Below are 25,219 nucleotides of genomic sequence, written 5' to 3'. Positions count from 1 at the left end.
TGGCTGCCGGACACTGCGTCCGGCCTGCGTGAATAACGAGGTTTTTATGATGTCTTATCTGCGTCCGTCACTGATTTTAGTGATTTTATTAACCCTGATCACCGGTATCGCCTATCCATTACTGACTACCGGTTTGGCTCAGGTTATTTTTAGCGATAAAGCCCATGGTTCTCTGGCAACGCTGGGCGGCGAAGCGGTCGGTTCGACACTGATTGGTCAGCAGTTTACTCAACCGGGATATTTTAGTGGTCGCCCATCGGCCACATCGGATATACCTTATAATGCTCTGTCATCCGGCGGCAGTAATTTAGCTATTAGCAACCCAGCACTGGATGCCGAGATTAACGAACGGATTAAAGCACTGCGTTTGGCTAACCCAGATCAAACCGGCCCGGTTCCGGTGGATTTGGTTACCGCCTCCGGTAGCGGTCTCGATCCGCAAATATCGCTGGAAGCCGCCTATTATCAGGCTAATCGCGTGGCTAAAGCCCGCCAGTTAACATTATCCGAAGTGCAGGATCTCATCGCAAAAAATGAGCAGAAATCGGTTCCGAACTTCCTCGGAGAAAGCGTGGTGAACGTGCTGATACTGAATATGGCACTGGATAACGTTAAACCGCTAAAACAATAAGGAAAAATCACCGTGGATGCCGAACCAATCCGTCCAGATCCCGATAGTCTGCTGGCAGTGGCGAACGAAAAACCACGCGGCAAGCTCAAGGTCTTCTTTGGTGCCTGCGCCGGAGTAGGGAAAACCTACGCCATGCTGCAAGAGGCGCAGCGCCTGCGTGCTCAAGGGCTGGATGTGCTGGTTGGCGTGGTAGAAACCCATGGTCGCAGTGAAACCGCCGCGCTGCTGGAAGGGTTAGATCAGCTACCGCTCAAGCGTATTGCTCATCGCAATCGCCAGGTACGCGAATTTGATCTGGATGCGGCGCTGGCGCGTCATCCGGCGCTGATTCTGATGGATGAACTGGCGCACAGTAACGCCAACGGTTCGCGCCATCCCAAACGCTGGCAGGATGTGGAAGAATTGCTGGATTCAGGCATTGATGTGCTGACTACCGTCAATGTACAGCATCTGGAAAGCCTGAATGACGTCGTAGGCGGCGTGACCGGTATTCGCGTGCGGGAAACGATTCCCGATCATATGTTCGATGAAGCCACGGAAGTCGTACTGGTGGATCTGCCACCGGATGACCTACGCCGCCGCCTGAACGAAGGCAAAGTGTATATTTCCGGTCAGGCCGAACGTGCCATCGAACATTTTTTCCGCAAAGGTAATCTGATCGCTCTGCGCGAGCTGGCGCTACGTCGTACCGCCGATCGGGTGGACGACCAAATGCGCGCCTTTCGGGATACCCAAGGCCGCGAGCGCGTTTGGCACACCCGCGATGCGATTTTGCTGTGTATCGGCCACAATGTCGGTAATGAGAAGCTGGTGCGCACCGCAGCGCGTTTGGCGGCTCGTCTCGGCTGTATCTGGCACGCGGTCTACGTAGAGACGCCACGTCTCCACGCATTGCCGGAAGCGAAACGCCGAGCCATCCTACGCGCCTTGAAGCTGGCGCAAGAATTAGGCGCGGAAACCGCTACCCTTTCCGATCCTTGTGAAGAACGGGCGATTCTACGTTACGCTCGCGATCACAATCTGGGGAAAATCATTATTGGTCGCCGCAGCGAGCAACGCTGGAAACTGCGCGGCAGTTTTGGCGATCGACTGGGCAAGCTGGGGCCGGATCTGGATTTGGTGATTGTCGCATTGGAAAATGACCATCAACCTGCGGCGGCCAAAGAAAATGATACACGCAGTTTTAGCGAAAAATGGCGCATGCAGCTACAAGGCTGCGCGGCCGCGATCGGGCTGTGTGCACTGATCACTATTTTATCTCAGTGGCTGATCCCCGGATTTGATCAGGCGAATCTGGTGATGGTTTATCTGCTCGGCGTGGTGATCATTGCGCTGTTTTACGGGCGCTGGCCGTCTGTGCTGGCTGCCGTACTAAACGTCGCCAGTTTCGATCTGTTCTTTGTCCAACCCCACTGGTCGCTGGCGGTGACTGATGTGCAATATCTGGTCACTTTTGGCGTGATGTTGATTGTCGGCATCGTCGTGGGGAATCTAACCGCCGGCGTACGCTATCAGGCGCGCATCGCCCGTTATCGCGAGCAACGAGCCAGACATTTGTATGAGATGTCCCGCGGCCTGAGCCGCGCATTAAGCTGCGTTGACATTGCCAAAACCAGCCGCCACTTTCTTTCCAGCAGTTTTCAGGCCAAAACTGGCCTGTTGCTGCCGCAGGAAGACGGGCGATTACACCAAATTGGCACCGAAGACGGCAATATTTTTTCGGTGGATGAAGCCATTGCCCGCTGGAGTTTCGATCACGGTGCTCCCGCAGGCGCAGGTACCGATACCCTGCCCGGCGTACCTTATCAACTGTTGCCACTGACCACCTCAAAACAAACCTTCGGCGTGCTGGCGATTGAACCGGCCAACCTACGGCAATTGATGGTGCCAGAGCAGCAGCGTTTGCTACAAACCTTTACCAGCCTGATAGCCAACGCGCTGGAGCGTCTGCATCTGGCCCGTACCGCCGAAGTCGCCAAACTGGACGCAGAGCGCGAACAACTGCGAAATTCCCTGCTGGCGGCGCTTTCCCACGATTTACGCACTCCGTTAACCGTATTATTCGGGCAGGCCGAAATCCTGACCTTGGACTTAGCGGCTGAAGGTTCCCGCCACGCGCCGCAGGCCAGCCAGATTCGTCAACAGGTGCTTAGCACCACTCGATTGGTTAATAATTTGCTGGATATGGCGCGGATTCAATCCGGCGGTTTTAACCTGCGGAAAGAATGGCAATCGTTGGAAGAAATCGTCGGCAGCGCGCTGCACATGCTGGAAACAACGCTCAGTTCTCATCTTATCGAGCTGGATTTACCCAGTGAAATGGTACTGATTAATTGTGATGGCAGTCTGCTGGAGCGGGTCTTTATCAACCTATTGGAAAATGCTCATAAATATGCCGGACCGAGCGCAACCCTAGGCATTCGCGCCAAAGTTCAGGAAGAATGGCTGAATGTGGAAGTCTGGGATAACGGGCCTGGTATTACCGGTGGGCAAGAGCAGCTTATTTTTGATAAATTCTCCCGTGGCAATAAAGAGTCGGCCATTCCCGGCGTGGGCTTGGGGTTAGCCATTTGCCGTGCCATTATTGATGTTCACGGTGGGAGAATCTGGGCAGAGAAAGGCCAAAACGGCGGTGCTGTTTTCCATTTTGTCCTGCCATTGGAGGTTCCACCAGATATGGATAACGTTAATCCTGAGGACATGTGATTATCTCTCCAGCTACCGTTTTAATTGTTGAAGATGAAAAAGAGATCCGCCGCTTTGTCCGTACCGCGTTGGAGAACGAAGGCTGCCGGGTATTTGACAGCGACACCCTACAGCGAGGTTTGATCGAGGCTGGCACCCGCAAACCGGATTTAATCATCCTCGATCTCGGGTTACCGGACGGCGACGGTCTGGATTATATTCAGGATTTGCGCCAATGGAGCGCTATCCCAGTGATTGTGCTCTCCGCCCGGAATAGCGAAGAAGACAAAGTGGCCGCGCTGGATGCCGGCGCAGACGATTATCTGAGCAAACCTTTTGGTATCAGCGAATTACTGGCCAGAGTCCGAGTGGCACTACGTCGTCACGGATCTGGAGCGCAGGAAAGCCCCATCGTCAGTTTTGCCGATGTGAGCGTTGATCTGATCAACCGTCAGGTCAAACGCGGCGATGAAGACCTCCACCTAACGCCGTTGGAATTTCGCCTGCTAACCGCCCTGCTGGCCAACCCTGGAAAAGTCATCACCCAGCGCCAACTGCTGAATCAGGTGTGGGGACCAAACTACGTCGAGCACAATCACTATCTGCGAATTTATATGGGTCACCTACGGCAAAAGCTGGAGGCCGATCCCGCACGCCCTAAACATCTGATTACCGAAACTGGCGTCGGCTATCGTTTTATTGCTGATACATTACCGCGCTAAGATTTACCTTTAAGGGTAGGCAAGGAAAGTTTGCAGGCGTAGCATCGGAGTTTTCGTTGCAAATAGGTCTTATTCGCTATGAGTACCTGGTTAATCTACGCTTTACTCTCTGCCTTTACCGCTTCGCTGGTCGCCATATTTGGCAAAATCGGTCTTCAACATCTGGATGCCAATACCGCCACCGCCGTGAGGGCCGTGGTGATGGCGCTGTTTTTAGTCGGCGTAGTGGTGGTTCAGGGGAAATATCATCTGGTGGGTACCGTACTCACCGATAAAAAAGCCTTGCTGTTTATCGTACTAAGCGGCGTGGCCGGGGCGCTGTCCTGGTTGTTTTACTTTATGGCTATCAAAAACGGCACCGTTTCGCAGGTTGCGCCCATTGATAAACTCAGCGTAGTGTTTGCGGTGATTTTGGCTGTGATTTTATTTGGCGAGAAGATTTCGTTTATCGCCGGTATTGGCGTTGCCCTGATTAGCATAGGCGCGCTGCTGGTTGCCTTGGGCTAATCGCGAAAAAAAGGCAGTCCCTTGCGGAGCTGCCATGTTATTTCATGAGTTTGCGAGAAACTTAAAAGCTATTTCTTCGCGCCAGCCAATACTTCACTCACAATATCAACGGCTTCTTTCTCAATTTTTTCGCGATGCTCTGCGCCCAGGAAACTTTCACAATAGATTTTGTAAGCTTCTTCGGTGCCAGATGGACGAGCGGCAAACCAGCCGTTGTCGGTCATCACTTTCAGGCCACCGATAGACGCCCCATTGCCCGGCGCTGCGGTCAGACGTGCGGTGATTGGATCACCCGCCAGCGTGCTGGCCGTGACCATTTCCGGCGACAGTTTGGATAAAGCATTTTTTTCTGCCTGAGTCGCCGGTGCCTGAATGCGATTGTAACTTGGCGCGCCGAAACGTTTAGCCAGATCGTTATAATGGTGCTGCGGGTTCTCACCGGTCACGGCGGTAATTTCAGCAGCAAGCAGACACATGATAATACCGTCTTTGTCCGTAGACCACGGCGTGCCATCGAAACGCAGGAAAGAGGCACCGGCGCTTTCTTCGCCACCGAAACCAAAGCTACCGTTATGCAAACCTTCGACGAACCATTTAAAGCCCACCGGCACTTCCACCAGTTTGCGGCCTAAATCAGCCACTACGCGGTCAATCATCGCGCTGGAAACCAGCGTTTTACCTACCGCGACCTCTGCCCCCCAGCGCGGACGATGCTGGAACAGGTAGTTAATGGCCACCGCCAGATAATGGTTCGGATTCATCAAACCTGACGGAGTGACAATCCCGTGACGGTCGTAATCCGGGTCGTTGGCAAAGGCTAAATCGAACTTGTCGCGCAGCGCCAGCAAGCCTGCCATAGCGCACTCTGACGAACAATCCATGCGAATTACGCCATCGTGATCCAAATGCATAAAGCGGAAAGTCTGATCGATAGAATCATTAACCAGCGTTAAATCCAGCTTGTAGTGCTCGCCAATTCGCTGCCAGTAAGCAATACCTGAACCGCCTAGCGGATCGACGCCCAGTTTCAAACCGGCACGCTGAATAGCTGGCATATCAACCACGTCAACCAAACCTTCGACGTAAGGCTGAATCAAATCCTGCTGACGCAGACGATTGCCACGCCAGGCTTTATCCAACGATTGACGCTTCACTCCAGCCAGCTTTTCGGCCAGTAACTGGTTGGCACGCTTTTCAATCACCGAAGTCAGATTGGTATCCGCAGGCCCACCGTTAGGCGGATTGTATTTAATACCACCGTCTTCCGGCGGATTATGAGAAGGCGTAATGACAATGCCGTCTGCCAGCGTTTTATTCTGACGGTTATAGGTCAAAATGGCGTGGGAAATAGCCGGAGTCGGCGTAAAGCCATTGTCTGTCTGAACCACCACGTCAACGCCGTTGGCGGTTAGCACTTCCAACACCGAAATAATTGCCGGTTCTGACAGTGCGTGGGTATCTTTACCTACGTAGCACGGGCCGGTAATGCCGTGTTGATGGCGCACTTCGGCAATCGCCTGAGCAATAGCCAGAATATGGTCTTCGTTGAAACTGTGACGCAAAGAACTGCCACGGTGCCCAGAGGTACCAAATTTTACCCCGTGAGCCGGATTTTCAGCATCTGGGCGCAGCACATAATATTGCGACGTCAGTTGAGCAACGTTAATCAAATCGCTTTGGCGGGTAGGTTGCCCGGCACGAGGATGATAAGCCACTGTCACTACTCCTAATTAGCTAAAAAACTCCTTCCGCGCAGCCTGTAGCCAACGGAAAGAGGCAATAGATGTGAATTAGATAGTCCCACACACTTTTTCGGTCAAATCCGGCGGGAACTGCATCGCCAGCATAATATGCTGAACCATGCTGCGCTTACGCTCGGTATTGGTATTGGTAATCACCCAATATGGCGTTCCAGGAACGTGTTTTGGCTTGGTATGAGTGCCATTTTGCAGCAGCGTTTGTTGATCACCGGCAAAATAGGTGCGGGTCCGGCCGTGCAGTGACTCCGTTGCCGCCGCAAATTCCGCTGCATCCAAGGTATAAAGTGTAGATAACACCAGCATAAAACGGTTAACCGCTTTGTTTTGCTCGGCATATTCATCGGAAAGCAGCAGTTCTCGCAGCGCGCGCACGCGATCTCGCGGACCAGGCACTACCGCCACCGGCGTCTTGGCGACTTCGCCCGCAGGAACAGTACGTACCGGTTGCCCAGCGGTAAATTTCAACATGCGCCGTAAAATATCGGACGCACTCTCGCCGATATGCTGCGTATGGCTGGCAATATAACGATAAAGCTCTTCGTCGACTTCAATAGTTTTCATCTTTATCCAGTACTGTTTTTCTACTTTCTTTATTCATATCCAAGGATTATAAAGTCAAAGCTGGCTGGCGAATAGCGCCATAACGGATCTGGCGATGAAAAGCCTGAATAGATCGTTATTCAACTTTGTTCTGATAATCCGCGTCATTCCGGAGCAGCACACCATCATCCAGTCATGATACCCTAACCACAATATCTCTCTGTATGAACTTCGCCATGAAATTGAACTTTCGCTTACAAAGCGCACATTCTCCGACTAATAATCTCCCTATCCTGCTGATCCACGGCTTGTTTGGCAACCTTGATAACCTCGGCGTGCTGGCTCGCGACCTGCAACAGACCCATACCGTAGTGCAAATCGATCTGCGGGATCACGGTTTATCTCCTCGTTCCCCGCAAATGAACTACCCGGCGATGGCGCAGGACGTTCTGGAATTACTCGATCATTTAACCATAGAAAAAGCCATTATTATCGGCCATTCCATGGGCGGAAAAGTGGCAATGGCGCTAACGGCTCTTGCGCCGGATCGCATTGATAAACTGGTCGCCATTGATATTGCACCGATCGATTATCAAACCCGACGCCACGATCAGATTTTCGCTGCGCTCAACGCCGTGACCGAAGCCGGCGTGACCCAACGTCAGGATGCGGCAAAAATCATGCGGGAAATCATAAAAGAAGAAGGTGTGATTCAATTCCTGCTGAAATCATTTCAGGCTGGAGAATGGCGTTTTGACGTACAGGCGCTGTGGAATCAATATGAAAATATTGTCGGCTGGCAGCCTGTTCCGCCTTGGTCGCATCCTATTCTGTTTATTCGTGGCGAATTGTCGCCTTATATTCAGGACAGTTACCGAGATGAAATTGCCCGTCAGTTCCCGCAGGCTCGCGCTCATGTTATTTCCGGCTGCGGGCATTGGGTCCATGCGGAAAAACCCCAGGCGGTATTACGTGCTATCCACCGTTTTCTCGACGCGGAATAAAGTGCGAGGCTAATACTGTTGTTTAAAATTTGTACCCTGGGGAAAAGAAATGTATTTCCTGTGGAAAAATTGTGCAAAAAATAACGAATTAGCCTGATCTAATTGCAGTTAGTCATTGTCGGCACTTCATTGGCTAGGGTATTATGGCGCGCTATAATTTTGCCGCCGCGTTCAGCCGTAATACTCAGGCCGTGCCGGGGGACAAATGCAAATTCAGCCCGGTTATTTTGGTCTGAAACGTGTTAACCAAATCATCTGGAAAAGCTAAAACGCTTTCTGATGTGAATCCCTTGTAGTACCGCTACCTATGGCAAAAGAACAAACGGATCGCACGACGCTGGATCTGTTCGCAGATGAACGCCGTCCGGGGCGCCCGAAAACAAACCCATTATCCCGTGATGAACAGCTTAGAATTAATAAGCGAAATCAACTACGGCGCGATAAAGTACGTGGCTTACGGCGCGTGGAACTGAAGATTAATGCAGATGCGGTCGATGCTCTCAATAGCCTTGCAGAGCAACGTAACATCAGCCGTAGCGAACTGATTGAGCAAATGCTGCTTGCCCAGTTGGCTAAGGATCAGGCAGGGCTATAATGCCGTCGGTGACTACGCTGGAGTGGCGTGTTTCATTACGCCACTCCATATTTACTCTTTCAATGTTATGGCACTGGTTAGTTAAAAGGTTTCCCAATTCGCGTTATTGTCCACGCGCTGGGTCGTCGGCGCTTTCACCGGGTTTACCCTGGTTTTAGCCGCCGGTGTTACCTTGTCATCCTTCAATTTAAATACCGCCACCGCTTGATTCAACTTAGCAGCCTGATCTTCCAGTGAAGCGGCAGCCCGTGATGCTTCCTGCACCAACGCGGCGTTTTGTTGTGTCACGCTATCCATTTCGGCCACGGCCTGACCGACCTGACTGATTCCTTTACTTTGCTCATCAGAAGCCGACGCGATTTCGCCCATCAGATCCGTAACGTTAGTAATAGAGCGCACAATTTCGTCCATGGTATTGCCAGCGCTTTCAACCTGCGCAGAGCCGCTGGTGACACGATTGACCGATTCGGTGATTAACCCTTCGATTTCCTTCGCCGCCTGAGCACTGCGCTGTGCCAAATTGCGCACTTCGCTGGCAACCACGGCAAAGCCGCGCCCTTGCTCACCGGCTCTGGCCGCTTCAACCGCCGCATTCAGAGCCAGAATATTGGTTTGAAAAGCAATACTGTTAATCACTGTGGTAATTTCGGCGATTTTCTTCGAACTGGCAGAGATATCGGCCATAGTATGCACTACGTCAGAAACCAGAGAGCCACCCTTTTTCGCCGTAGATGATGCCGTCGCCGCCAATTGGCTGGCGTGATGAGCATTATCTGCGTTGTGTTTCACCGTCGCCGTGAGCTGCTCCATGCTGGCTGCGGTTTCTTCTAATGCCGCGGCCTGCTGTTCGGTACGGGAAGACAAATCGGTATTACCCGCAGAAATCTCAGATGCACCATGATAAATACTGTCGGTGCTGTCGCGGATTGCGCTAACGGTGTTGGCCAAACTGGTCTGCACATCCCGCAATAGTGGGAATAACTGGCCGACACAGTTGCGCCCAAAATCGACAATGGGTTGTCCCAGCTGACCGGAGGCAATCACTTTGAAATGGTCGCGCATCATATTGAGCGGACGCACCAGATTTGCCACCAAAAAGCGATCCGTCGCCAGTAATATCAACAGACCAATCACCAGCGCCGAAACCAGCGTAACGCTGCTTACCTTGGTAAGATGAGCAAATTGCTCCTTCACCACGCCGATTTCTGCCGATGCAGTTTTACTGAATGCCTCGGATGACGCGCCATACTGACGGCTTAAGGCTGGTACCGTTTGCTTGGACAACAGCTGGTAAGCAGTATTATCACCGGCCATAGCCGCTTGATACAGTGGTTCCACCCCTTGGGCAATCAGGGCATTCCAGTTAGAAATAACATCCTCAACCAATACCGGGCTGAGCTGCGCATGATCGATAGATTTAAACTGTGCCAAGTTCTTTTTCAGGCTATCCAAGGCCAGATTGGAGGATTTCAGCTCACGATCGGCATCTGCGCTATTCCCTGCCAGACGATAATCCACTGAACGACTCAATCGGGTCACCATACGGAAATACTGATCGGTTCCCTGATTGACCAAGCTGATGTTATCGACCAAAACGCTATTCGCGTTTGAGGCTTGAGTTAACTCATTGAGTGATAATAATGTGTAAGCTGAAACTCCGCCCCAGAGCAAGCTAAATGCCCCGAGAACCCAAAGTAACGCTGCCCTGATGGTGATATTTTTCAAAAACTGCATGTTCGTTCCTTTTCTATTTATTGTCGGATTGTTGCCACAAAATTCTGGTGGAGTTTGATGACCGAAAAGCGATTTAGGACGTTCCATACAGCCAACGACTTCTCCTTCCTCATCAAAAATCGATTTGACAAGGCCCTCCTTGGCACCGCAATCGAAACCCGCGGGTTTCAATTCGGTTATCGGCAATCGTCTGCCAAGGTTGAGCGGTAGATGAAAATTTTATATCGCATAAACTTGATATAAGCAGAGAGATGTTTTCTGGCATGATGACGGCCTATTGGAAATAGTCAGTCTGAGGACTTAATTCCTTATTTCTATTAAGGATTTAGTCACCTGCGTAGTCCCTGATGACTCTTTTTTGAAACAATGGCTTAGCAATCAGCCTGTTAATAAAATCAGATGAGTCAGCCTCAGCAAAAAGGCGCTTTCCACAAGCACGATGAAAAATGTGTTATATTGTGGAGCAGCAGGCTCCACAACTAACGTAACTAATTGAATTCAAAGGTATAAATTTCATATGGCAACTGTAGGCATTTTCTTTGGCAGCGACACAGGCAATACCGAAAACATTGCCAAGATGATCCAAAAGCTACTGGGCAAAGACGTTGCAGAGGTTCACGACATTGCCAAAAGCAGCAAAGAAGATTTAGAGCAATTCGATATTTTGCTGATCGGGATCCCAACCTGGTACTACGGCGAAGCACAGTGTGATTGGGATGATTTCTTCCCAACGCTGGAAGAGATCGATTTCAATGGCAAGCTGGTTGCCCTGTTTGGCTGTGGCGATCAGGAAGACTATGCGGAATATTTCTGTGATGCCATGGGCACAGTACGTGACATCATCGAACCGCGTGGCGCAGCCATTGTCGGTCATTGGCCAACCGCAGGCTACCATTTCGAAGCGTCAAAAGGTCTGGCGGATGACGATCACTTTATCGGCTTGGCTATCGATGAAGACCGTCAACCAGAGCTGACCAACGAACGCGTTGAAGCTTGGGTAAAACAAATCAGCGAAGAACTGAGTCTGTCAGATATCGTGGGTTAATCTGCCTAACATGCCCTGAATTGCCTGGTTTGCGATCAGGGCATGGTTCTCCATTCTGGTGCGTAAATGTGCGGCAAAAACCCCACAAAAATAGATGATAATAAGGCGTTAACGAAACTAAACAGTTTTAAATTTGTAAGTTCCGTCGCCATCACTGTACACTAGGGCTATCTGTTCTCCCCGTTCATCAATACGCTGCATGATTAATCTTGCAAAGTGTGCAATTATATCTTTGTTAATAACCTACGGTTTTCATTTTGAGCTACCGGTTCTATAATGAGACGCAATTATATTTTTGTGCCTACCGATGTCATAGGCTGAACAGCCTCAATTTGAATAACAAAGTAACAGGACTGAATCCGCATGACTGACAACAACAGAGCATTAAAGAACGCTGGCCTTAAGGTAACGCTTCCGCGCCTGAAGATTTTGGAAGTGCTGCAAAAGCCAGATTGCCATCACGTCAGTGCGGAAGATCTTTATAAAAAGCTGATCGATATGGGTGAAGAGATTGGTCTGGCCACGGTTTACCGCGTACTTAACCAGTTTGACGACGCCGGTATTGTCACCCGCCATAATTTCGAAGGTGGCAAGTCTGTCTTTGAACTGACCCAACAGCATCATCACGATCACCTGATTTGCCTGGATTGTGGCAAAGTGATCGAGTTCAGCGATGAATCCATTGAAGTCCGCCAACGTGAAATCGCAACTCAGCACGGTATCAAGCTGACGAATCACAGCCTGTATTTATACGGTCACTGTGAAGGCGGCGATTGCCGTGAAGATGAGACTTTGCACGACAAAAAATAAGATCTGATTCATCAGATCCGAGTATCAGACCACCCTTCTCTAAGTCGTAAAATACACTTGGAAAATGCGTGGTCTTTTTTTTACTCCTCATAAATCTATTTTCCTTCTCCGCCTATTGTTATTTAGCGTTCAAATAAACAGATTAAATTTCAATTATTTTGGGCCTAAGTCATCTTTATCTAAAATAAGGCTCAGCGACTAAAAACGTTCGCAAATAATTACACTAAATAACAGGCAAAAAAAAACCCCGGGGGCACCGGGGAAATTACCATCAACTCAACTTAAACAGGAGATAACTAGACACAGCTTAATAACACTCAGTTTAACAACAGGTTAATTTGGCCCCAATTGCTCAGGGCCGATACTACAACTAGACGGATAATTACAAAGTTGCGCTAACGACTTCAGCACGACTGTTGCGCTTACCGTCCGGACTGGCAGAACGAATCATCACTTCGCCACTGACCTTCGGCTGGTTTTTGATATCGTATTTCTGCCATTGCTGACCACCGTCAACGGAGTATTCTATGGTCAGCCCCGGCAGGCTAACGTTAGCCTCCAATAAGCCGCCCTGAACACGCGCTCCCGGCACTGGCAGGCGATACGAGATACCGGCCTTATCCAGTTTTGCCAACTCGCGCTGACCCATAATATTGGCAAAACGCTGCCAATCGGCACTTAACGCCTGAGTATCCACATGATGGGTTTCTCCACCTTTGTACTCGCGGCCCGCTTTATAATCCTGCTCCCAAGGTGCGCGATGCCAAGCACGTTCTGCCAACGGCAGCGCTCGTGGGAACATCATGTATTCCATTTGATCGTCCGTACGTACAGTTTCATTCCACGACTGACCTGAAATACCGTGAACACCCGGCCAAGGCTTATCACTCTTGGCGCTGAAATGGTTACCATCGCGGTCAACGGAAGTTTCAGCGTTCTGCGGCATGTTATTTGGCGCAAAACTGAATACCTTAGCTTCATCGGTAAAACGAGTTGCCCAGTAATAGCCCCGCTCACGCGGGTTCACTTCATAAGGCATATCGAAGTAAACATAGTCTGGGTTAGAAGCGATGACTTCATAGCCTTTATTCGCCCAATCGTTCACCGAATCGGCTCCGCCCCAATACAGGGTATCCCAGAAGTTCACACCTACGCGTTTGGTAGCGAAAGCTTTGGCATCTTTGGCGTTTTTCAAACCATCCTGCCAGGCCTGCATTTTCTCAATACCGTGCGCATTAACCAACTTGCTCACTTCTATCGCAAAGTGGCTAGCGAGGTGTTCCACGTCCTCAATTTTTCCTTGCTTAACCATGTCCTGACAAACCTGAGACTTCGCCCAAGGTTTATCTTCGATGCTCTGATCGATAATGCCCTTGCCCGGCTCAATCTTGCCGTTTTTATCCTGGAAACCCGCGCCCAAACGGATATTTTTCGCCTCATCTCCGCCAAAGTGCCAGGTTTGCAGCGGCATACCCGCTTCTTTATGCATCTGAGCCATTTCGCCAATCACTTTATCCACAAAGCGTTTGGAAGAATCCAGGCAGGGATTCAGGTAGCTTTTACGCTCATAGAACTGAACTGAAGTCGTATTGGAATCATCCGTCGGGTCCAGCAGGCGGAATTCATTGGCTTCTGCTTCTTTACCCTGCTTCATCAGATTGTTATAGCGAGCTTCCATCGAAACGACCGCAGCACGGGCGTGAGCCGGCATATCGATTTCGGGAATCACTTCAATCTGGCGCGCTTTGGCATATTTCAGGATATCGATGTAATCCTGACGGCTAAAGTGCCCGCTTCCCAGATTATTGCTATCCGGGCCTGAACCTAACTGTGGCAATAAACAGGCATTTTCGCTGAGATCGTGGCAACGCTTGCTTCCCACTTCGGTCAGCTCCGGTAAGCCCGGAATTTCTATGCGCCAGCCTTCATCATCGCTAAGATGGAAGTGGAATTTGTTTAGCTTGTAAGCGGACATTTGGTCCAACAAACGCAGTACCGCATCCTTGGTTTTAAAGTTACGGCCGACATCAAGGAACAGCGCGCGATATTCAAAGCGCGGTGCATCTTTGGCATCCAGAGTAGCAATTTTCTTACTGCCATCGGACGGAATCAGCGACAGGATTGACTGTAAACCGTAAAACACGCCGGTTTGATCGAAACCAATTACCTGCGCGCCCTGCTCGCCAATCTTCAGTTCATAAGCACCAGCAACGGCCAGATCGCCTTTAAAATCACTCGGCTGAATCATAGTCGTTATCGGGTAGCCCGCCGCATTAACATTCACACCCAGCATTTCAAAGCGTTTCTGCGCTGCGTCTGCCGCAGGTTTTGGTAAAGCACTCAACTCCAGCGCCACGCCTTTGCTCAGATCGACATCAGCGTTATGAACTTTGACGCTCATCGGCGTTGGAATAATCTGCCCACGCAGGCTTTCTGCCGGCAGGGTTTTCAGACTTTCGTTCTTAACAAAACGGGATTCAGGCGTCATCAGAACGTTATTATCGTCCTTGGTACGCTTCCATTGATCCCCAGTGAAGCGCGTCAGGAATTGATCGATATCTTCGGTGTCAGTACTAGCCAGAACTTTTGGCTGCACATCGCCAGAAGTGGCGTACCAGCGCGGCATAAAGTCGGTTTCGAATAGCTGCCAGTATTCACCTGTGATCGGGATTTCCACTGCTTTATTGGCCGGAAAACCGCTGAACTTATCGGTTGGCTCGATTTTATGCAGATCGCCGGTCAAATGGGTAATTTTGAACTGATCGTTACCCACCGCCAGCACCTGACGCACATTATGGAAATACAGCGCCCAATCTTTACCCTGAATCTCATCCCCGGCGTTGGTCAGAGTAATCAGTGTTTTGTTACAAGAGGCCCAGTCAGCTCCCAACGCGGCACAATCCGTTCCATTATCTGCGGCTCGGTTATCTTTTATTTTGAAATTAACCTTAAGCTGGCTTAGTTGGTCGACAACCTGTTGGTCGGCGGGGCTGGCTTGCGCCGCCCCCATCAAACCAAAAGTTGCTGTTAACGCAGCCAAAGCACTTAGTTTGAATTTATTCATGACTCACCTCATCCATCCTTAATTATTGTTACGTATTTCCTGCCACAGCTTTCCGCACTGAGCGGCATAAGCCTGACCGTTGCCCGTCTGTTCGGCATCCAGACAACGTTGGTAATCCAATACGCGAACGTTTTCTTTCTCAGCAAAGGTCTGGTGGGCTTTTTCCTGCTTCAATACGTTTAACACCGCTTTGCAAGGAATCAGCCTTTCTGGCGACCCTTCACTGGCATTGATACAAGCACTGTAAGCTTGTTTCAGTTTCGAATCTTCCGGCTGTACCGGCGCTTGCTGAACACAGGCGCTCAATCCCAGAACAACGGCAACCACACCTATCAGTTTTTTCATGACACAGACTCCGTTATGCGCCCCGACGACTCCGCCGGGGCCGACAGTTAGAAGATGGTGAACGGCGCGATCACGATAAATTTAATGTCTTTCTCATCCTGGAAGATGTTGCCAAAACCACCGCCGTAGCTCGGGATATTGGTGTGGTTGTCATACATGGTGTAATGCAGTTTGAATAATGTCCCTTTGGCTCGGCCTTCCTGCAAGGTGTACAGCACGTCGAAGTTCCATGCAGACTCTTTTAAACGAGTATTCTGATCGAACACTGGATTAGAGCTTGGTTTTGCATCCCAGCCGTAAGCATAGGAGGTACCGACAGACCAACCAGCCATATTCCAATTAACCAGGTCATACATTACGCCAGCAAATACTGCTTTTTCGCCGTTGGCGTTAAAGTCGGAGCGGGAATCCCACCACACGTCCAAACGACCATTGGAGCTGGCATAGCCCGGAGTCATACGTTGCAGGAAGTAGCCCTGATTGCCTTCAGCCTTGGCCCAGGTACCTTCCAGACGCAGGTCAAATGGCCCGGTGGTATAACCGAAGGTCAGCGCCTGCAACCATGCCAGACCGTCGTAAACGTCGTTAGGGTTGCTTGCGCCGCCGTCAACTTTGTCTTTAGCCCCGTAGAACTGGTAAGACGTTCGCAGATCGTTACCTGCAACCGGGAAGGCATAAGAGGCTTTAGCAAAATACTGATCCATGTAGTCTTTTGCTTGACCAAACGCCGCTTCCATAACCAGTTTGTTTTTGAAGTCGTATTTAGCACCGAAGGAGTGTAGGTAGCTCACGCCGGTCAAGCCATCAGCCTGACGGAAGTTGTACATATTGCGATACCAAGGCGCTTTGTATTCGTCGGTCCACATGTAAGACATGGAGAGCGCACCGGCGGTGTCGAAATCAAACTTCGCGCCACCTTCAGCACCACGGTAGGTGCCCGGCATAAAGCTCCAGTGCGGAGCCAGTAAGCTTTGACCTTTTGGTTGAATGTAACCGCCCTGCGCCCAGTAATCGCCAAACTTGAATTTCGCGGCGGCTTTATACAGGCTCACACCGCTGGTGTCACCGGTCCATTTTTCATCCCAACGGCTTTTCGCATCACTGAAGCCGATTTCGTTTGGTGCCGCCGGGCCGCTGTTGGTCATCTCTACGGCACCGAAGGCCGCCAGGTCGATACCGAACATGTCAGCGGCGTAGCCAGAAGAGAAATCCAGATTGGCGTTAAAAGTCGAGTGATGCAGGTTGGCGACATATTTGCCGTAGTCCGCACTGTCAGGCGTTAGGTCCTTACGATCACGTTGGCGCTGCCAATAGTAAACACCACCAGTAAGTGATGAATCATCGATAAAACCTTCAGCTTGCGCCTCCGGCGCTATCATGAACCCAGTCCCTAACACCGCGCCCGCGACTGCGAGCGCTAACGTTTTACGTTTAGCACAGTGCGTAACCATATGAAAAAATTCCTCTTTGACATCACAAGTAAATAGCGTTGCCTTGTGTTCACCACTGCTCACAGGTTCCGCTGAAATAAAACCCATCTGGGTAAAGAAATAGTGAGGGATAATCCTCGTTAGCATTATTTGCTAAACACAGACTATTTTTCGCGACGCGAATTATCAATTGAAAAAAAAGGTATTTAGCCAAAATATGACAATGTGCACATAACTATGAAAAAATATTACTGACTTCACAAAATCTGAATTTCTGGTTAAAAACCTAATTAATACAACGATAAAAAGTCAACGAGGGATGATTGAAAGGTTTCAGCGACGAATCAAACTATTAAAAATCTGTTCTAATGAACATTTATCAACGCCATTAATTCGCAATGCGAATATTCTTGATGCCGTTATTCCACTCAAAATTCAGTATTAACTCGAGCGTTAACTTTACAGCCCTAAAAGCAAAGAATGGGACATTATCAATTGGAGCAACCTGATGTTCAGGTTTAATAAATTAAACCGCAACGCGGCCCATAATAATCGAGCGACAGATGGTTGGCTGAATGACTAAGTCGTTGAGTGGTTAAGTCGTTGAGTGGTTAAGTGGTTAAGTGGTTGAGTGGTTGAGTGGTTGAGTGGTTGAGTGGTTGAGTGGTTGAGTGGTTGAGTGGTTGAGTGGTTGAGTGGTTGAGTGGTTGAGTGGTTGAGTGGTTGAGTGGTTGAGTGGTTGAGTGGTTGAGTGGTTGAGTGGTTGAGTGGTTGAGTGGTTGAGTGGTTGAGTGGTTGAGTGGTTGAGTGGTTGAGTCATAGTAACGAATATTCAGCACAACACAGAAAACAGACAAAAAAAAGCGCAGCCGAAGCTACGCTTTTCAATATGACTAATCACTAGCCTAATCAGGCAGTTGCTTTAGCAGCCCAGGTATCACGCAGGCCAACGGTACGGTTAAATACCAAATGCTCGGCGCTAGAGTAACGGCTATCAGCGCAGAAATACCCTTCGCGTTCGAACTGGTAGGTTTTTTCCGGCTTAGCGTCAACCAGGCTTGGCTCAACAAAGCCCTGACGGATAACCAGAGACTCTGGGTTCACCGTTGACAGGAAGTCTTCTGCCGCCGCGGGGTTTGGTACACTAAACAAACGATCGTACAAACGAATTTCCGCAGGCAACGCATGAGCAACTGAAACCCAGTGAATAACGCCTTTCACTTTACGGCCATCGGCCGGATCTTTGTTCAGGGTTTCCGCGTCATAGCTACAGTAAACCGTAGTGACATTACCTTCGGCGTCTTTTTCAACGCGCTCGGCTTTAATCACATAGGCATTACGCAGGCGAACTTCTTTGCCCAATACCAAACGTTTGTACTGTTTATTGGCTTCTTCGCGGAAATCAGCGCGATCGATATAAATTTCGCTATCGAACGGAACTTGGCGGGTTCCCATTTCCGGCTTATTCGGATGATTTGGCATTGTCAGCCATTCTTCACCCGCTTTGCGGTTCTCAATAATGACCTTGATTGGGTCCAGCACGGCCATGGCGCGCGGTGCGTTTTCATTCAGATCATCACGGATACAGGATTCCAGCGACATCATTTCGACGTTGTTATCCTGCTTGGTTACGCCGATACGACGGCAGAACTCGCGGATAGACGCTGCAGTATAGCCACGACGACGCAGGCCGGAGATAGTAGGCATACGTGGGTCATCCCAACCTTCCACCAGCTTCTCGGTCACCAACAGGTTCAGCTTGCGCTTAGACATGATGGCGTACTCAAGATTCAGACGAGAGAACTCGTACTGACGTGGATGGCAATCGATAGAAATGTTATCCAGCACCCAATCGTACAGACGGCGGTTATCCTGGAACTCCAAAGTACAGAGCGAATGGGTAATCCCTTCCAACGCATCGGAAATGCAGTGGGTAAAGTCATACATCGGGTAGATGCACCACTTATTGCCAGACTGATGATGTTCCGCAAATTTAATGCGGTACAGCACCGGATCGCGCATCACGATAAATGGCGAAGCCATATCGATTTTGGCACGCAGGCAGGCAGCGCCTTCGGCAAATTCACCGGCACGCATTTTTTCAAACAGCGCCAGGTTTTCTTCCACGCTGCGATCGCGATACGGGCTGTTTTTACCCGGAGTTGTCAGGGTGCCACGATATTCACGCATCTGCTCTGCGCTCAACTCATCAACATAGGCCAGACCTTTGTTAATCAGCTCAATCGCATACTGATGCAGTTGATCGAAGTAATCGGATGAATAGCGGATTTTACCGCTCCATTCGAAGCCCAGCCACTCCACGTCTTGCTTGATTGACTCAACAAATTCGACGTCTTCTTTTACCGGATTGGTGTCATCAAAGCGCAGGTTACACTGGCCCTGATAATCTTGTGCAATACCAAAGTTCAGGCAAATAGACTTCGCATGGCCAATGTGCAGATAACCATTTGGCTCAGGCGGAAAACGAGTATGTACCGATGTATGCTTACCGGTGGCTAAATCTTCGTCGATAATTTGACGGATAAAATTACTTGGGCGGGCTTCTGCCTCACTCATTGCTTTATTCCTCAATGCAAAGCGCAAACACATAACCGCCTATAATCCAACAAGCCCGGCCCGGAAACAACCGTTTGTTACAGTAAAAAGGGGGGATTGGCGTTTTGGCATAAAAAAACGGGAAGAGATCGCTCCCTTCCCGTTGATATGTTTGCTATTCGGAACAGATAATTAGCGCGTTAACGCCTTATTTACCGCGAATTTCAAACAGTTTGGTCTGACCTGCCACCACGGTGTCGCCAGCCAGCAGAGTAATACCGGCGTAATCATCGATATTACTAACAACTACCGGGCTAATCATAGAGCGCGCGTTGGCGTTCAGGTAGGCCAGATCCAGTTCCAGAATCGGTTGACCCGCTTCTACCACTGCCCCCTCTTCCACCAGACGAGCAAAGCCCTGACCGTTCAGTTTCACCGTATCTATGCCCATGTGGACAACGATTTCAGCGCCAGTGTCGGTTTCTAGACAGAAAGCATGGTCAGTATTAAAGATCTTAACAATAGTGCCGCTAGCAGGCGAAACCACGGTTTTATCCGTTGGGCGAATGGCTACGCCATCACCGACTGCTTTGCTGGCAAAGGCTTCGTCTGGAACCTGCTCCAACGCAACCACGTCACCGGTTACCGGTGCCACCAGCACCAAAGATGGGGCTTTAGGCGTATTGATCACCGCCTGAGGCTTAATTTCTGCCGCAGCTGAAGCGCTGGCCGCAGGAATCTGGCCACTGGCCAGTACGGTACGCATTGCGCCAGCGATCAGTTCTGCACGAGTACCAACGATGATTTGTACGCTTTGTTTATTCAGGCGAATGATACCCGACGCGCCCAGGCGTTTAGCCAGACTATCGTTAACCAACGCAGAATCTTTCACGTTCAAACGCAGACGAGTAATACAGGCATCAATGTTGGTCAGGTTATCTGAACCACCGATGGCACCCACATAACGGCGAGCCAGTGCGTTGATTTCGCTCTCGTTATTTGGATTAGCATTATCCACGTCAACATCGTAGCCGTCGGTTTCGTCACCGGCAGTCGCCAGTTCACGACCCGGGGTCAGCAGGTTGAATTTGTTGATAGTGAAACGGAATACCACATAGTAGATGGCGAAGAACACCAGGCCCTGCGGAATCAGCATATACCAATGAGTGGCCAACGGGTTACGTGAAGACAGCACCATATCCACCAGACCGGCGCTGAAACCGAAGCCAGCTATCCAATGCATGCTGGCAGCGATGAATACGGAAATACCGGTCAGCACGGCGTGAATGAAGTACAGCACCGGAGCAACAAACATGAAGGAGAATTCAAGAGGTTCGGTGATACCGGTGAAGAAGGCGGCAAAGGCACCCGCCATCATGATACCCGCCACTTTGGCTTTGTTTTCTGGACGTGCGCAGTGATAAATCGCCAACGCCGCGCCAGGTAAACCGAACATCATGATTGGGAAGAAGCCCGCCTGATAACGACCGGTGATACCTACAACCGCTTTACCGGCGTCAATAGACTGTTGGCCACCCAGGAAGTTAGGAATATCGTTAATACCGGCAACGTCAAACCAGAACACGGAGTTCAGGGCGTGATGCAAACCGACCGGAATCAGTAAACGGTTGAAGAAGGCATAGATACCTGCGCCAACGGAGCCCATATCTTTGATGTATTCACCGAAAGTCACCAACGCGTTGTAAATCAACGGCCAGAGATACATCAGAACAAAGGCAACGGCAATCATCAGGAAGGAAGTCAGGATTGGCACCAGACGACGGCCGCTGAAGAAGGACAGCGCTTTTGGCAGCTCTACATGGCTAAAGCGGTTGTACAACTCGGCCGAGATGATACCCACCAGGATACCCACGAACTGGTTGTTGATTTTACCGAACGCAGCCGGAACCTGATCCACAGGAATCTTTTGAATCATCGACACAGCGGCCGGGGAACACAGAGTAGTCAGAACCAGGAAGCCGACAAAACCGGTCAGCGCAGCAGCACCGTCTTTGTCTTTAGACATACCGTAAGCCACACCAATGGCGAACAGCACAGACATGTTATCGATGATCGCAGAACCGGATTTGATAAATAACGCCGCTAATGCGTTATCCCCCCCCCAGCCTACTGGGTCAATCCAGTAACCCACACCCATGAGTATCGCGGCTGCGGGCAGTGTGGCCACAGGGACCATCAAAGCCCGCCCCACTTTTTGCAAGTAACTAAGAATATTCACCTTTCCCCCTATTCGTCCGATATCGGACCCTTTAAGTAGTTTATTTGTTTTGTTCACTACCTTTTAGAAAAAACGCATGGCACGTATTACTCATTGCGGAGTGTAAAAAAATTATTTCGTATCGCAAATTAAAACCTCCTTTTTTGTGATAACAGTCACCAAAAACCAGTCAAAAAACACCAATCTGCTAGCCACGACACAAAACTTATTTTATCATCCGAAAAATCAACATAGCATTGTACCAAAGCGCGAATCAAAATCTGAGTTACCCTTAGATCACCGATTCAAACCGCGTACAGTATAGACATTTTTGACTAAACCATGAGGTGCATGATGAGACTTATCCCACTGAAAACTCCCGCAGAAGTCGGCAAATGGGCAGCACGACATATCGTTAGCCGCATCAATGCGTTCAAACCGACCGCGGAGCGTCCTTTTGTGCTGGGTCTGCCTACCGGCGGCACTCCGCTGGAAGCGTACAAGCATTTGATTGCAATGCATAAAGCTGGTGAAGTTAGTTTCAAGCATGTCGTGACTTTCAACATGGATGAATACGTAGGTTTGCCAACCGATCATCCGGAAAGCTATCACACCTTCATGTATCAGAATTTCTTTGACCATGTGGATATCCCACAGGAAAACATCAACTTGCTTAACGGCAACGCCCCTGATGTGGATGAAGAATGTCGTCGTTACGAAGAGAAAATTAAGTCCTACGGTAAAATTAACCTGTTCATGGGTGGCGTAGGTAACGACGGTCATATCGCGTTTAACGAACCGGCTTCTTCACTGGCCTCCCGCACCCGAATCAAAACCCTGACGCAGGAAACTCGCATCGCGAATTCCCGCTTCTTCGGTGGCGATGCAAGCCTCGTGCCTAAATACGCACTGACCGTCGGTGTGGGAACTTTGCTGGACGCGGAAGAAGTGATGATTCTGGTGACAGGTCACGCTAAAGCGCTGGCGTTGCAAGCGGCGGTAGAAGGCAATATCAACCATATGTGGACCATTAGCTGCCTGCAACTGCATGCCAAAGCCGTGATGGTGTGCGACGAAGCTTCTACTATGGAATTGAAAGTAAAAACCGTAAAATACTTCACTGAATTAGAAGCAGAAAACGTTAAAGATCTTTAATAGTCTCAGGGGGCTCCGATGTATGCTTTAACACACGGTCGCATTTATACCGGCCATGAAATACTGGATAATCACGCTGTAGTCGTGGCTGACGGTTTGATTGAACGCATTTGTCCGCTGGCTGAAGTGCCTGCCGATATCGAACAGCGCGATCTGGGTGGCGCCATCCTAGCCCCCGGTTTTATCGATGTTCAATTGAATGGTTGCGGTGGCGTGCAGTTTAACGATTCTCTTGAAGCTATCTCCGAACAGACGCTGGAAATCATGCAGCGTGCCAATGAGAAATCCGGCTGTACCAGCTATCTGCCAACGCTGATTACCTGCAGCGACGATTATATGAAGCACGCCGTCAATGTGATGCGTGCCTATCTGGAAAAACATCAGAATCAGGCTCTCGGCCTGCATCTGGAAGGACCTTATTTAAGCCCGTTAAAAAAGGGAACGCATAACCCAGCATTTATTCGTAAACCTGATGCGGCAATGATCGATTATCTGTGTGCCAATGCGGACGTCATTACCAAGGTCACGCTGGCGCCAGAAATGGTGGAAGCCAAATATATCCGTCAGTTGGCAGACGCTGGCATTATAGTTTCTGCCGGTCACTCGAATGCCACTTATCAGCAGGCGCGAGTCGGTTTTGGCGCGGGTATCAGTTTTGCGACCCACTTGTATAATGCCATGCCATATATCACTGGCCGCGAACCGGGTCTGATGGGTGCGATCTTCGACACGCCAGAAGTGTATACCGGCGTGATCGCCGATGGTCATCACGTTGCCTGGGCCAGTATTCGCAACGCGAAACGGCTGAAAGGCGAGAAGTTGGTGCTAGTGACCGACGCCACAGCGCCAGCCGGTGCTGACATTGAAGAGTTCATTTTTGCGGGCAAAACAATATACTATCGCGATGGACTATGCGTGGATGAAAACGGAACCCTGAGTGGCTCCGCGCTAACGATGATTGAAGCTGTGCAAAATAGCGTCGAGCATGTAGGCATTCCACTGGATGAAGCACTGCGCATGGCAACACTGTATGCGGCCCGCGCTATCGGCGTGGAGAAGCAGTTAGGGAGCATTGAAATCGGCAAAGTGGCCAACCTGACTGCCTTTACCCGCGATTATAAAATCACCAAAACTATCGTTAACGGCAACGAAGTTTGACACAAAGCGAGTAAATTTATTGATGAGCACCGGCGGACAGGCACAAATTGGCAACGTGGATCTTGTGAAGCAACTCAATGGCGCCGTGGTTTATCGGCTCATTGACCAGCAAGGCCCGATATCGCGCATTCAAATAGCCGATCTCAGCCATCTCGCCCCTGCCAGCGTCACTAAAATTACTCGCCAGCTGTTGGAGCGTGGGCTGATCAAAGAAGTCGATCAGCAAGCCTCCACCGGCGGTCGCCGCGCAATTTCTATCGTAACGGAAAACCGCCAGTTCCATACTATTGCCGTCCGTTTAGGCCGCCATGACGCAACTATCACGTTGTATGATATGAGCGGAAAATCTCTCGGTGAAGAACATTACCCACTGCCGGAACGTACCCAAGAAACGCTGGAACACGCGCTGTTTAATATCATCAGCCAGTTTATTGAGCAATTTCAGCGCAAGCTGCGTGAACTGATTGCTATTGCGGTCATTCTGCCGGGTCTGGTCGATCCTGATACAGGCGTGGTGCGCTATATGCCGCATATCAGTGTTGATAACTGGCCGTTGGTGGACAATTTACAAGAACGTTTCAACGTGCCCAGTTTTGTCGGTCACGATATCCGCAGTTTGGCCTTGGCGGAACACTACTTTGGCGCAACCAAAGACTGCGAAGACTCCGTATTGGTGCGTCTGCATCGCGGAACCGGTGCCGGTATTATTGTTAACAGCCAGATTTTCCTCGGCAGCAACGGAAACGTCGGTGAAATCGGCCATATTCAAATCGATCCTTTAGGCGAACGCTGCTACTGCGGTAATTTTGGCTGTCTGGAAACCGTGGCGTCCAACGCCGCCATCGAAAATCGGGTGCGTCACTTATTGACTCAAGGCTATGCGAGCAAACTTACGCTGGAAGACTGCAATATCAGCGCCATTTGTAAGGCGAGCAATCGCGGTGATCTGTTGGCCTGTGAGGTACTGGAGCACGTAGGTCGTTACCTCGGCAAAGCCATTTCTATGGTGATCAACCTGTTTAATCCGCAGAAAGTGGTGATTGCCGGCGAGATAATCGAAGCCGAAAAAGTGTTGCTACCGGCGATTCAAAGCTGCATCAACAATCAGGTGCTAAAAGATTTCCGCAAAAATCTGCCGGTGGTGACTTCCCAGTTAGACCATGGCTCTGCTATCGGCGCTTTCGCCTTGGCCAAACGCGCCATGCTGAACGGCGTTCTATTACAGCGTTTACTCGAAAACTGATTCCTCACTTTTTCGGC

Annotated in this window: 19 protein-coding genes; 11 read left to right on the top strand and 8 right to left on the bottom strand. The window is 50.1% G+C overall.

Going from position 1 to position 25,219, the window contains the following annotated elements:
• The first annotated feature begins 49 nt into the window (after window positions 1–49).
• The 4 genes from kdpC to PL78_RS01345 all read left to right on the top strand — a co-directional run bounded on the left by kdpC (window position 50) and on the right by PL78_RS01345 (window position 4,545).
• Entirely contained in the window at window positions 50–631 is a 582-nt protein-coding gene (kdpC, locus tag PL78_RS01360) for a potassium-transporting ATPase subunit KdpC (protein WP_064518195.1), read from the top strand.
• Window positions 632–643: 12 nt separating this feature from the next.
• On the top strand, window positions 644–3,337 hold the full coding sequence (kdpD, locus tag PL78_RS01355) for a two-component system sensor histidine kinase KdpD (protein ID WP_064512489.1): 2,694 nt from the start codon (window positions 644–646) through the stop codon (window positions 3,335–3,337).
• Window positions 3,334–4,038 (top strand): two-component system response regulator KdpE, encoded by a 705-nt coding sequence (kdpE, locus tag PL78_RS01350; protein WP_064512487.1) that lies wholly within the window; start codon window positions 3,334–3,336, stop codon window positions 4,036–4,038. Before kdpD ends, kdpE begins: the two co-directional genes overlap by 4 nt.
• Window positions 4,039–4,116: 78 nt before the next feature.
• Window positions 4,117–4,545, top strand: coding sequence for an EamA family transporter (locus PL78_RS01345; RefSeq protein ID WP_064512485.1), 429 nt, complete (start codon window positions 4,117–4,119; stop codon window positions 4,543–4,545).
• Window positions 4,546–4,613: 68 nt separating this feature from the next.
• On the opposite strand, the gene pgm is transcribed toward PL78_RS01345, so the two are convergent.
• Window positions 4,614–6,260, bottom strand: coding sequence for a phosphoglucomutase (alpha-D-glucose-1,6-bisphosphate-dependent) (gene pgm, locus PL78_RS01340; RefSeq protein ID WP_064512483.1), 1,647 nt, complete (start codon window positions 6,258–6,260; stop codon window positions 4,614–4,616).
• Window positions 6,261–6,335: 75 nt separating this feature from the next.
• Window positions 6,336–6,866, bottom strand: a complete 531-nt coding sequence (gene seqA, locus PL78_RS01335; RefSeq protein ID WP_064512482.1) for a replication initiation negative regulator SeqA — start codon at window positions 6,864–6,866, stop codon at window positions 6,336–6,338.
• 215 nt (window positions 6,867–7,081) lie between these two features.
• On the opposite strand from seqA, the gene ybfF reads away from it, so the two are divergent.
• Window positions 7,082–7,849, top strand: coding sequence for an esterase (gene ybfF, locus PL78_RS01330; protein ID WP_064512481.1), 768 nt, complete (start codon window positions 7,082–7,084; stop codon window positions 7,847–7,849).
• A gap of 307 nt (window positions 7,850–8,156) precedes the next feature.
• Complete coding sequence (ybfE, locus tag PL78_RS01325) at window positions 8,157–8,444, top strand: LexA regulated protein (protein ID WP_049596757.1); 288 nt, start codon at window positions 8,157–8,159, stop codon at window positions 8,442–8,444.
• Window positions 8,445–8,525: 81 nt separating this feature from the next.
• Here ybfE and PL78_RS01320 read toward each other — a convergent pair whose 3' ends face one another.
• A complete protein-coding gene (locus tag PL78_RS01320; protein WP_064512479.1) occupies window positions 8,526–10,178 on the bottom strand; it encodes a methyl-accepting chemotaxis protein in 1,653 nt (550 codons plus the stop codon).
• Between the two features lie 517 nt (window positions 10,179–10,695).
• On the opposite strand from PL78_RS01320, the gene fldA reads away from it, so the two are divergent.
• Both fldA and fur read left to right on the top strand, forming a co-directional pair.
• Window positions 10,696–11,223 carry a flavodoxin FldA gene (gene fldA, locus PL78_RS01315; protein WP_064512477.1) on the top strand — a complete coding sequence of 176 codons (528 nt, stop codon included), beginning with the start codon at window positions 10,696–10,698 and terminating at the stop codon, window positions 11,221–11,223.
• A 363-nt stretch (window positions 11,224–11,586) separates the two neighbouring features.
• Window positions 11,587–12,033: a ferric iron uptake transcriptional regulator gene (gene fur / locus PL78_RS01310; protein ID WP_049596760.1), complete on the top strand. Its 447-nt coding sequence runs from the start codon at window positions 11,587–11,589 to the stop codon at window positions 12,031–12,033.
• A 382-nt stretch (window positions 12,034–12,415) separates the two neighbouring features.
• Here the strand turns inward: fur and PL78_RS01305 are convergent, their stop codons facing one another.
• From PL78_RS01305 to nagE, 5 genes are all read right to left on the bottom strand, one after another.
• A complete protein-coding gene (locus PL78_RS01305; protein ID WP_064512475.1) occupies window positions 12,416–15,097 on the bottom strand; it encodes a beta-N-acetylhexosaminidase in 2,682 nt (893 codons plus the stop codon).
• Window positions 15,098–15,115: 18 nt separating this feature from the next.
• The gene (chiQ, locus tag PL78_RS01300; protein WP_064512473.1) at window positions 15,116–15,442 is read right to left on the bottom strand and encodes a ChiQ/YbfN family lipoprotein; all 327 of its coding nucleotides are present in this window, start codon (window positions 15,440–15,442) and stop codon (window positions 15,116–15,118) included.
• 47 nt (window positions 15,443–15,489) lie between these two features.
• Window positions 15,490–16,893, bottom strand: a complete 1,404-nt coding sequence (chiP, locus tag PL78_RS01295) for a chitoporin ChiP (RefSeq protein WP_064518193.1) — start codon at window positions 16,891–16,893, stop codon at window positions 15,490–15,492.
• A gap of 888 nt (window positions 16,894–17,781) precedes the next feature.
• Window positions 17,782–19,449, bottom strand: a complete 1,668-nt coding sequence (glnS, locus tag PL78_RS01290) for a glutamine--tRNA ligase (protein ID WP_064512472.1) — start codon at window positions 19,447–19,449, stop codon at window positions 17,782–17,784.
• Between the two features lie 187 nt (window positions 19,450–19,636).
• Window positions 19,637–21,667: an N-acetylglucosamine-specific PTS transporter subunit IIBC gene (gene nagE / locus PL78_RS01285; protein ID WP_064512471.1), complete on the bottom strand. Its 2,031-nt coding sequence runs from the start codon at window positions 21,665–21,667 to the stop codon at window positions 19,637–19,639.
• Window positions 21,668–22,000: 333 nt separating this feature from the next.
• Here nagE and nagB point away from each other — a divergent pair, with 333 nt between their 5' ends.
• Genes nagB through nagC form a run of 3 tightly spaced genes read left to right on the top strand, consistent with a single transcriptional unit; the run spans window position 22,001 to window position 25,202 of the window.
• Window positions 22,001–22,801, top strand: a complete 801-nt coding sequence (gene nagB, locus PL78_RS01280; protein ID WP_064512466.1) for a glucosamine-6-phosphate deaminase — start codon at window positions 22,001–22,003, stop codon at window positions 22,799–22,801.
• A gap of 18 nt (window positions 22,802–22,819) precedes the next feature.
• Window positions 22,820–23,959: an N-acetylglucosamine-6-phosphate deacetylase gene (gene nagA, locus PL78_RS01275; RefSeq protein ID WP_064512465.1), complete on the top strand. Its 1,140-nt coding sequence runs from the start codon at window positions 22,820–22,822 to the stop codon at window positions 23,957–23,959.
• 22 nt (window positions 23,960–23,981) lie between these two features.
• Entirely contained in the window at window positions 23,982–25,202 is a 1,221-nt protein-coding gene (nagC, locus tag PL78_RS01270; RefSeq protein ID WP_064512464.1) for a DNA-binding transcriptional regulator NagC, read from the top strand.
• Window positions 25,203–25,219: the final 17 nt, after the last annotated feature.

Origin of the sequence: Yersinia entomophaga (genome assembly GCF_001656035.1) — a bacterium.
Lineage (GTDB): Bacteria > Pseudomonadota > Gammaproteobacteria > Enterobacterales > Enterobacteriaceae > Yersinia > Yersinia entomophaga.
This window is presented reverse-complemented; position numbering and strand designations above follow the sequence as displayed.

Coding starts and splice junctions, on each gene's coding strand:
- nagA (WP_064512465.1), top strand. CDS start 22,820: ATGTATGCTTTAACACACGGTCGCATTTATACCGGCCATGAAATACTG.
- fldA (WP_064512477.1), top strand. CDS start 10,696: ATGGCAACTGTAGGCATTTTCTTTGGCAGCGACACAGGCAATACCGAA.
- PL78_RS01345 (WP_064512485.1), top strand. CDS start 4,117: ATGAGTACCTGGTTAATCTACGCTTTACTCTCTGCCTTTACCGCTTCG.
- seqA (WP_064512482.1), bottom strand. CDS start 6,866: ATGAAAACTATTGAAGTCGACGAAGAGCTTTATCGTTATATTGCCAGC.
- PL78_RS01320 (WP_064512479.1), bottom strand. CDS start 10,178: ATGCAGTTTTTGAAAAATATCACCATCAGGGCAGCGTTACTTTGGGTT.
- nagC (WP_064512464.1), top strand. CDS start 23,982: ATGAGCACCGGCGGACAGGCACAAATTGGCAACGTGGATCTTGTGAAG.
- ybfF (WP_064512481.1), top strand. CDS start 7,082: ATGAAATTGAACTTTCGCTTACAAAGCGCACATTCTCCGACTAATAAT.
- PL78_RS01305 (WP_064512475.1), bottom strand. CDS start 15,097: ATGAATAAATTCAAACTAAGTGCTTTGGCTGCGTTAACAGCAACTTTT.
- chiP (WP_064518193.1), bottom strand. CDS start 16,893: ATGGTTACGCACTGTGCTAAACGTAAAACGTTAGCGCTCGCAGTCGCG.
- nagB (WP_064512466.1), top strand. CDS start 22,001: ATGAGACTTATCCCACTGAAAACTCCCGCAGAAGTCGGCAAATGGGCA.
- ybfE (WP_049596757.1), top strand. CDS start 8,157: ATGGCAAAAGAACAAACGGATCGCACGACGCTGGATCTGTTCGCAGAT.
- fur (WP_049596760.1), top strand. CDS start 11,587: ATGACTGACAACAACAGAGCATTAAAGAACGCTGGCCTTAAGGTAACG.
- glnS (WP_064512472.1), bottom strand. CDS start 19,449: ATGAGTGAGGCAGAAGCCCGCCCAAGTAATTTTATCCGTCAAATTATC.
- kdpC (WP_064518195.1), top strand. CDS start 50: ATGTCTTATCTGCGTCCGTCACTGATTTTAGTGATTTTATTAACCCTG.
- chiQ (WP_064512473.1), bottom strand. CDS start 15,442: ATGAAAAAACTGATAGGTGTGGTTGCCGTTGTTCTGGGATTGAGCGCC.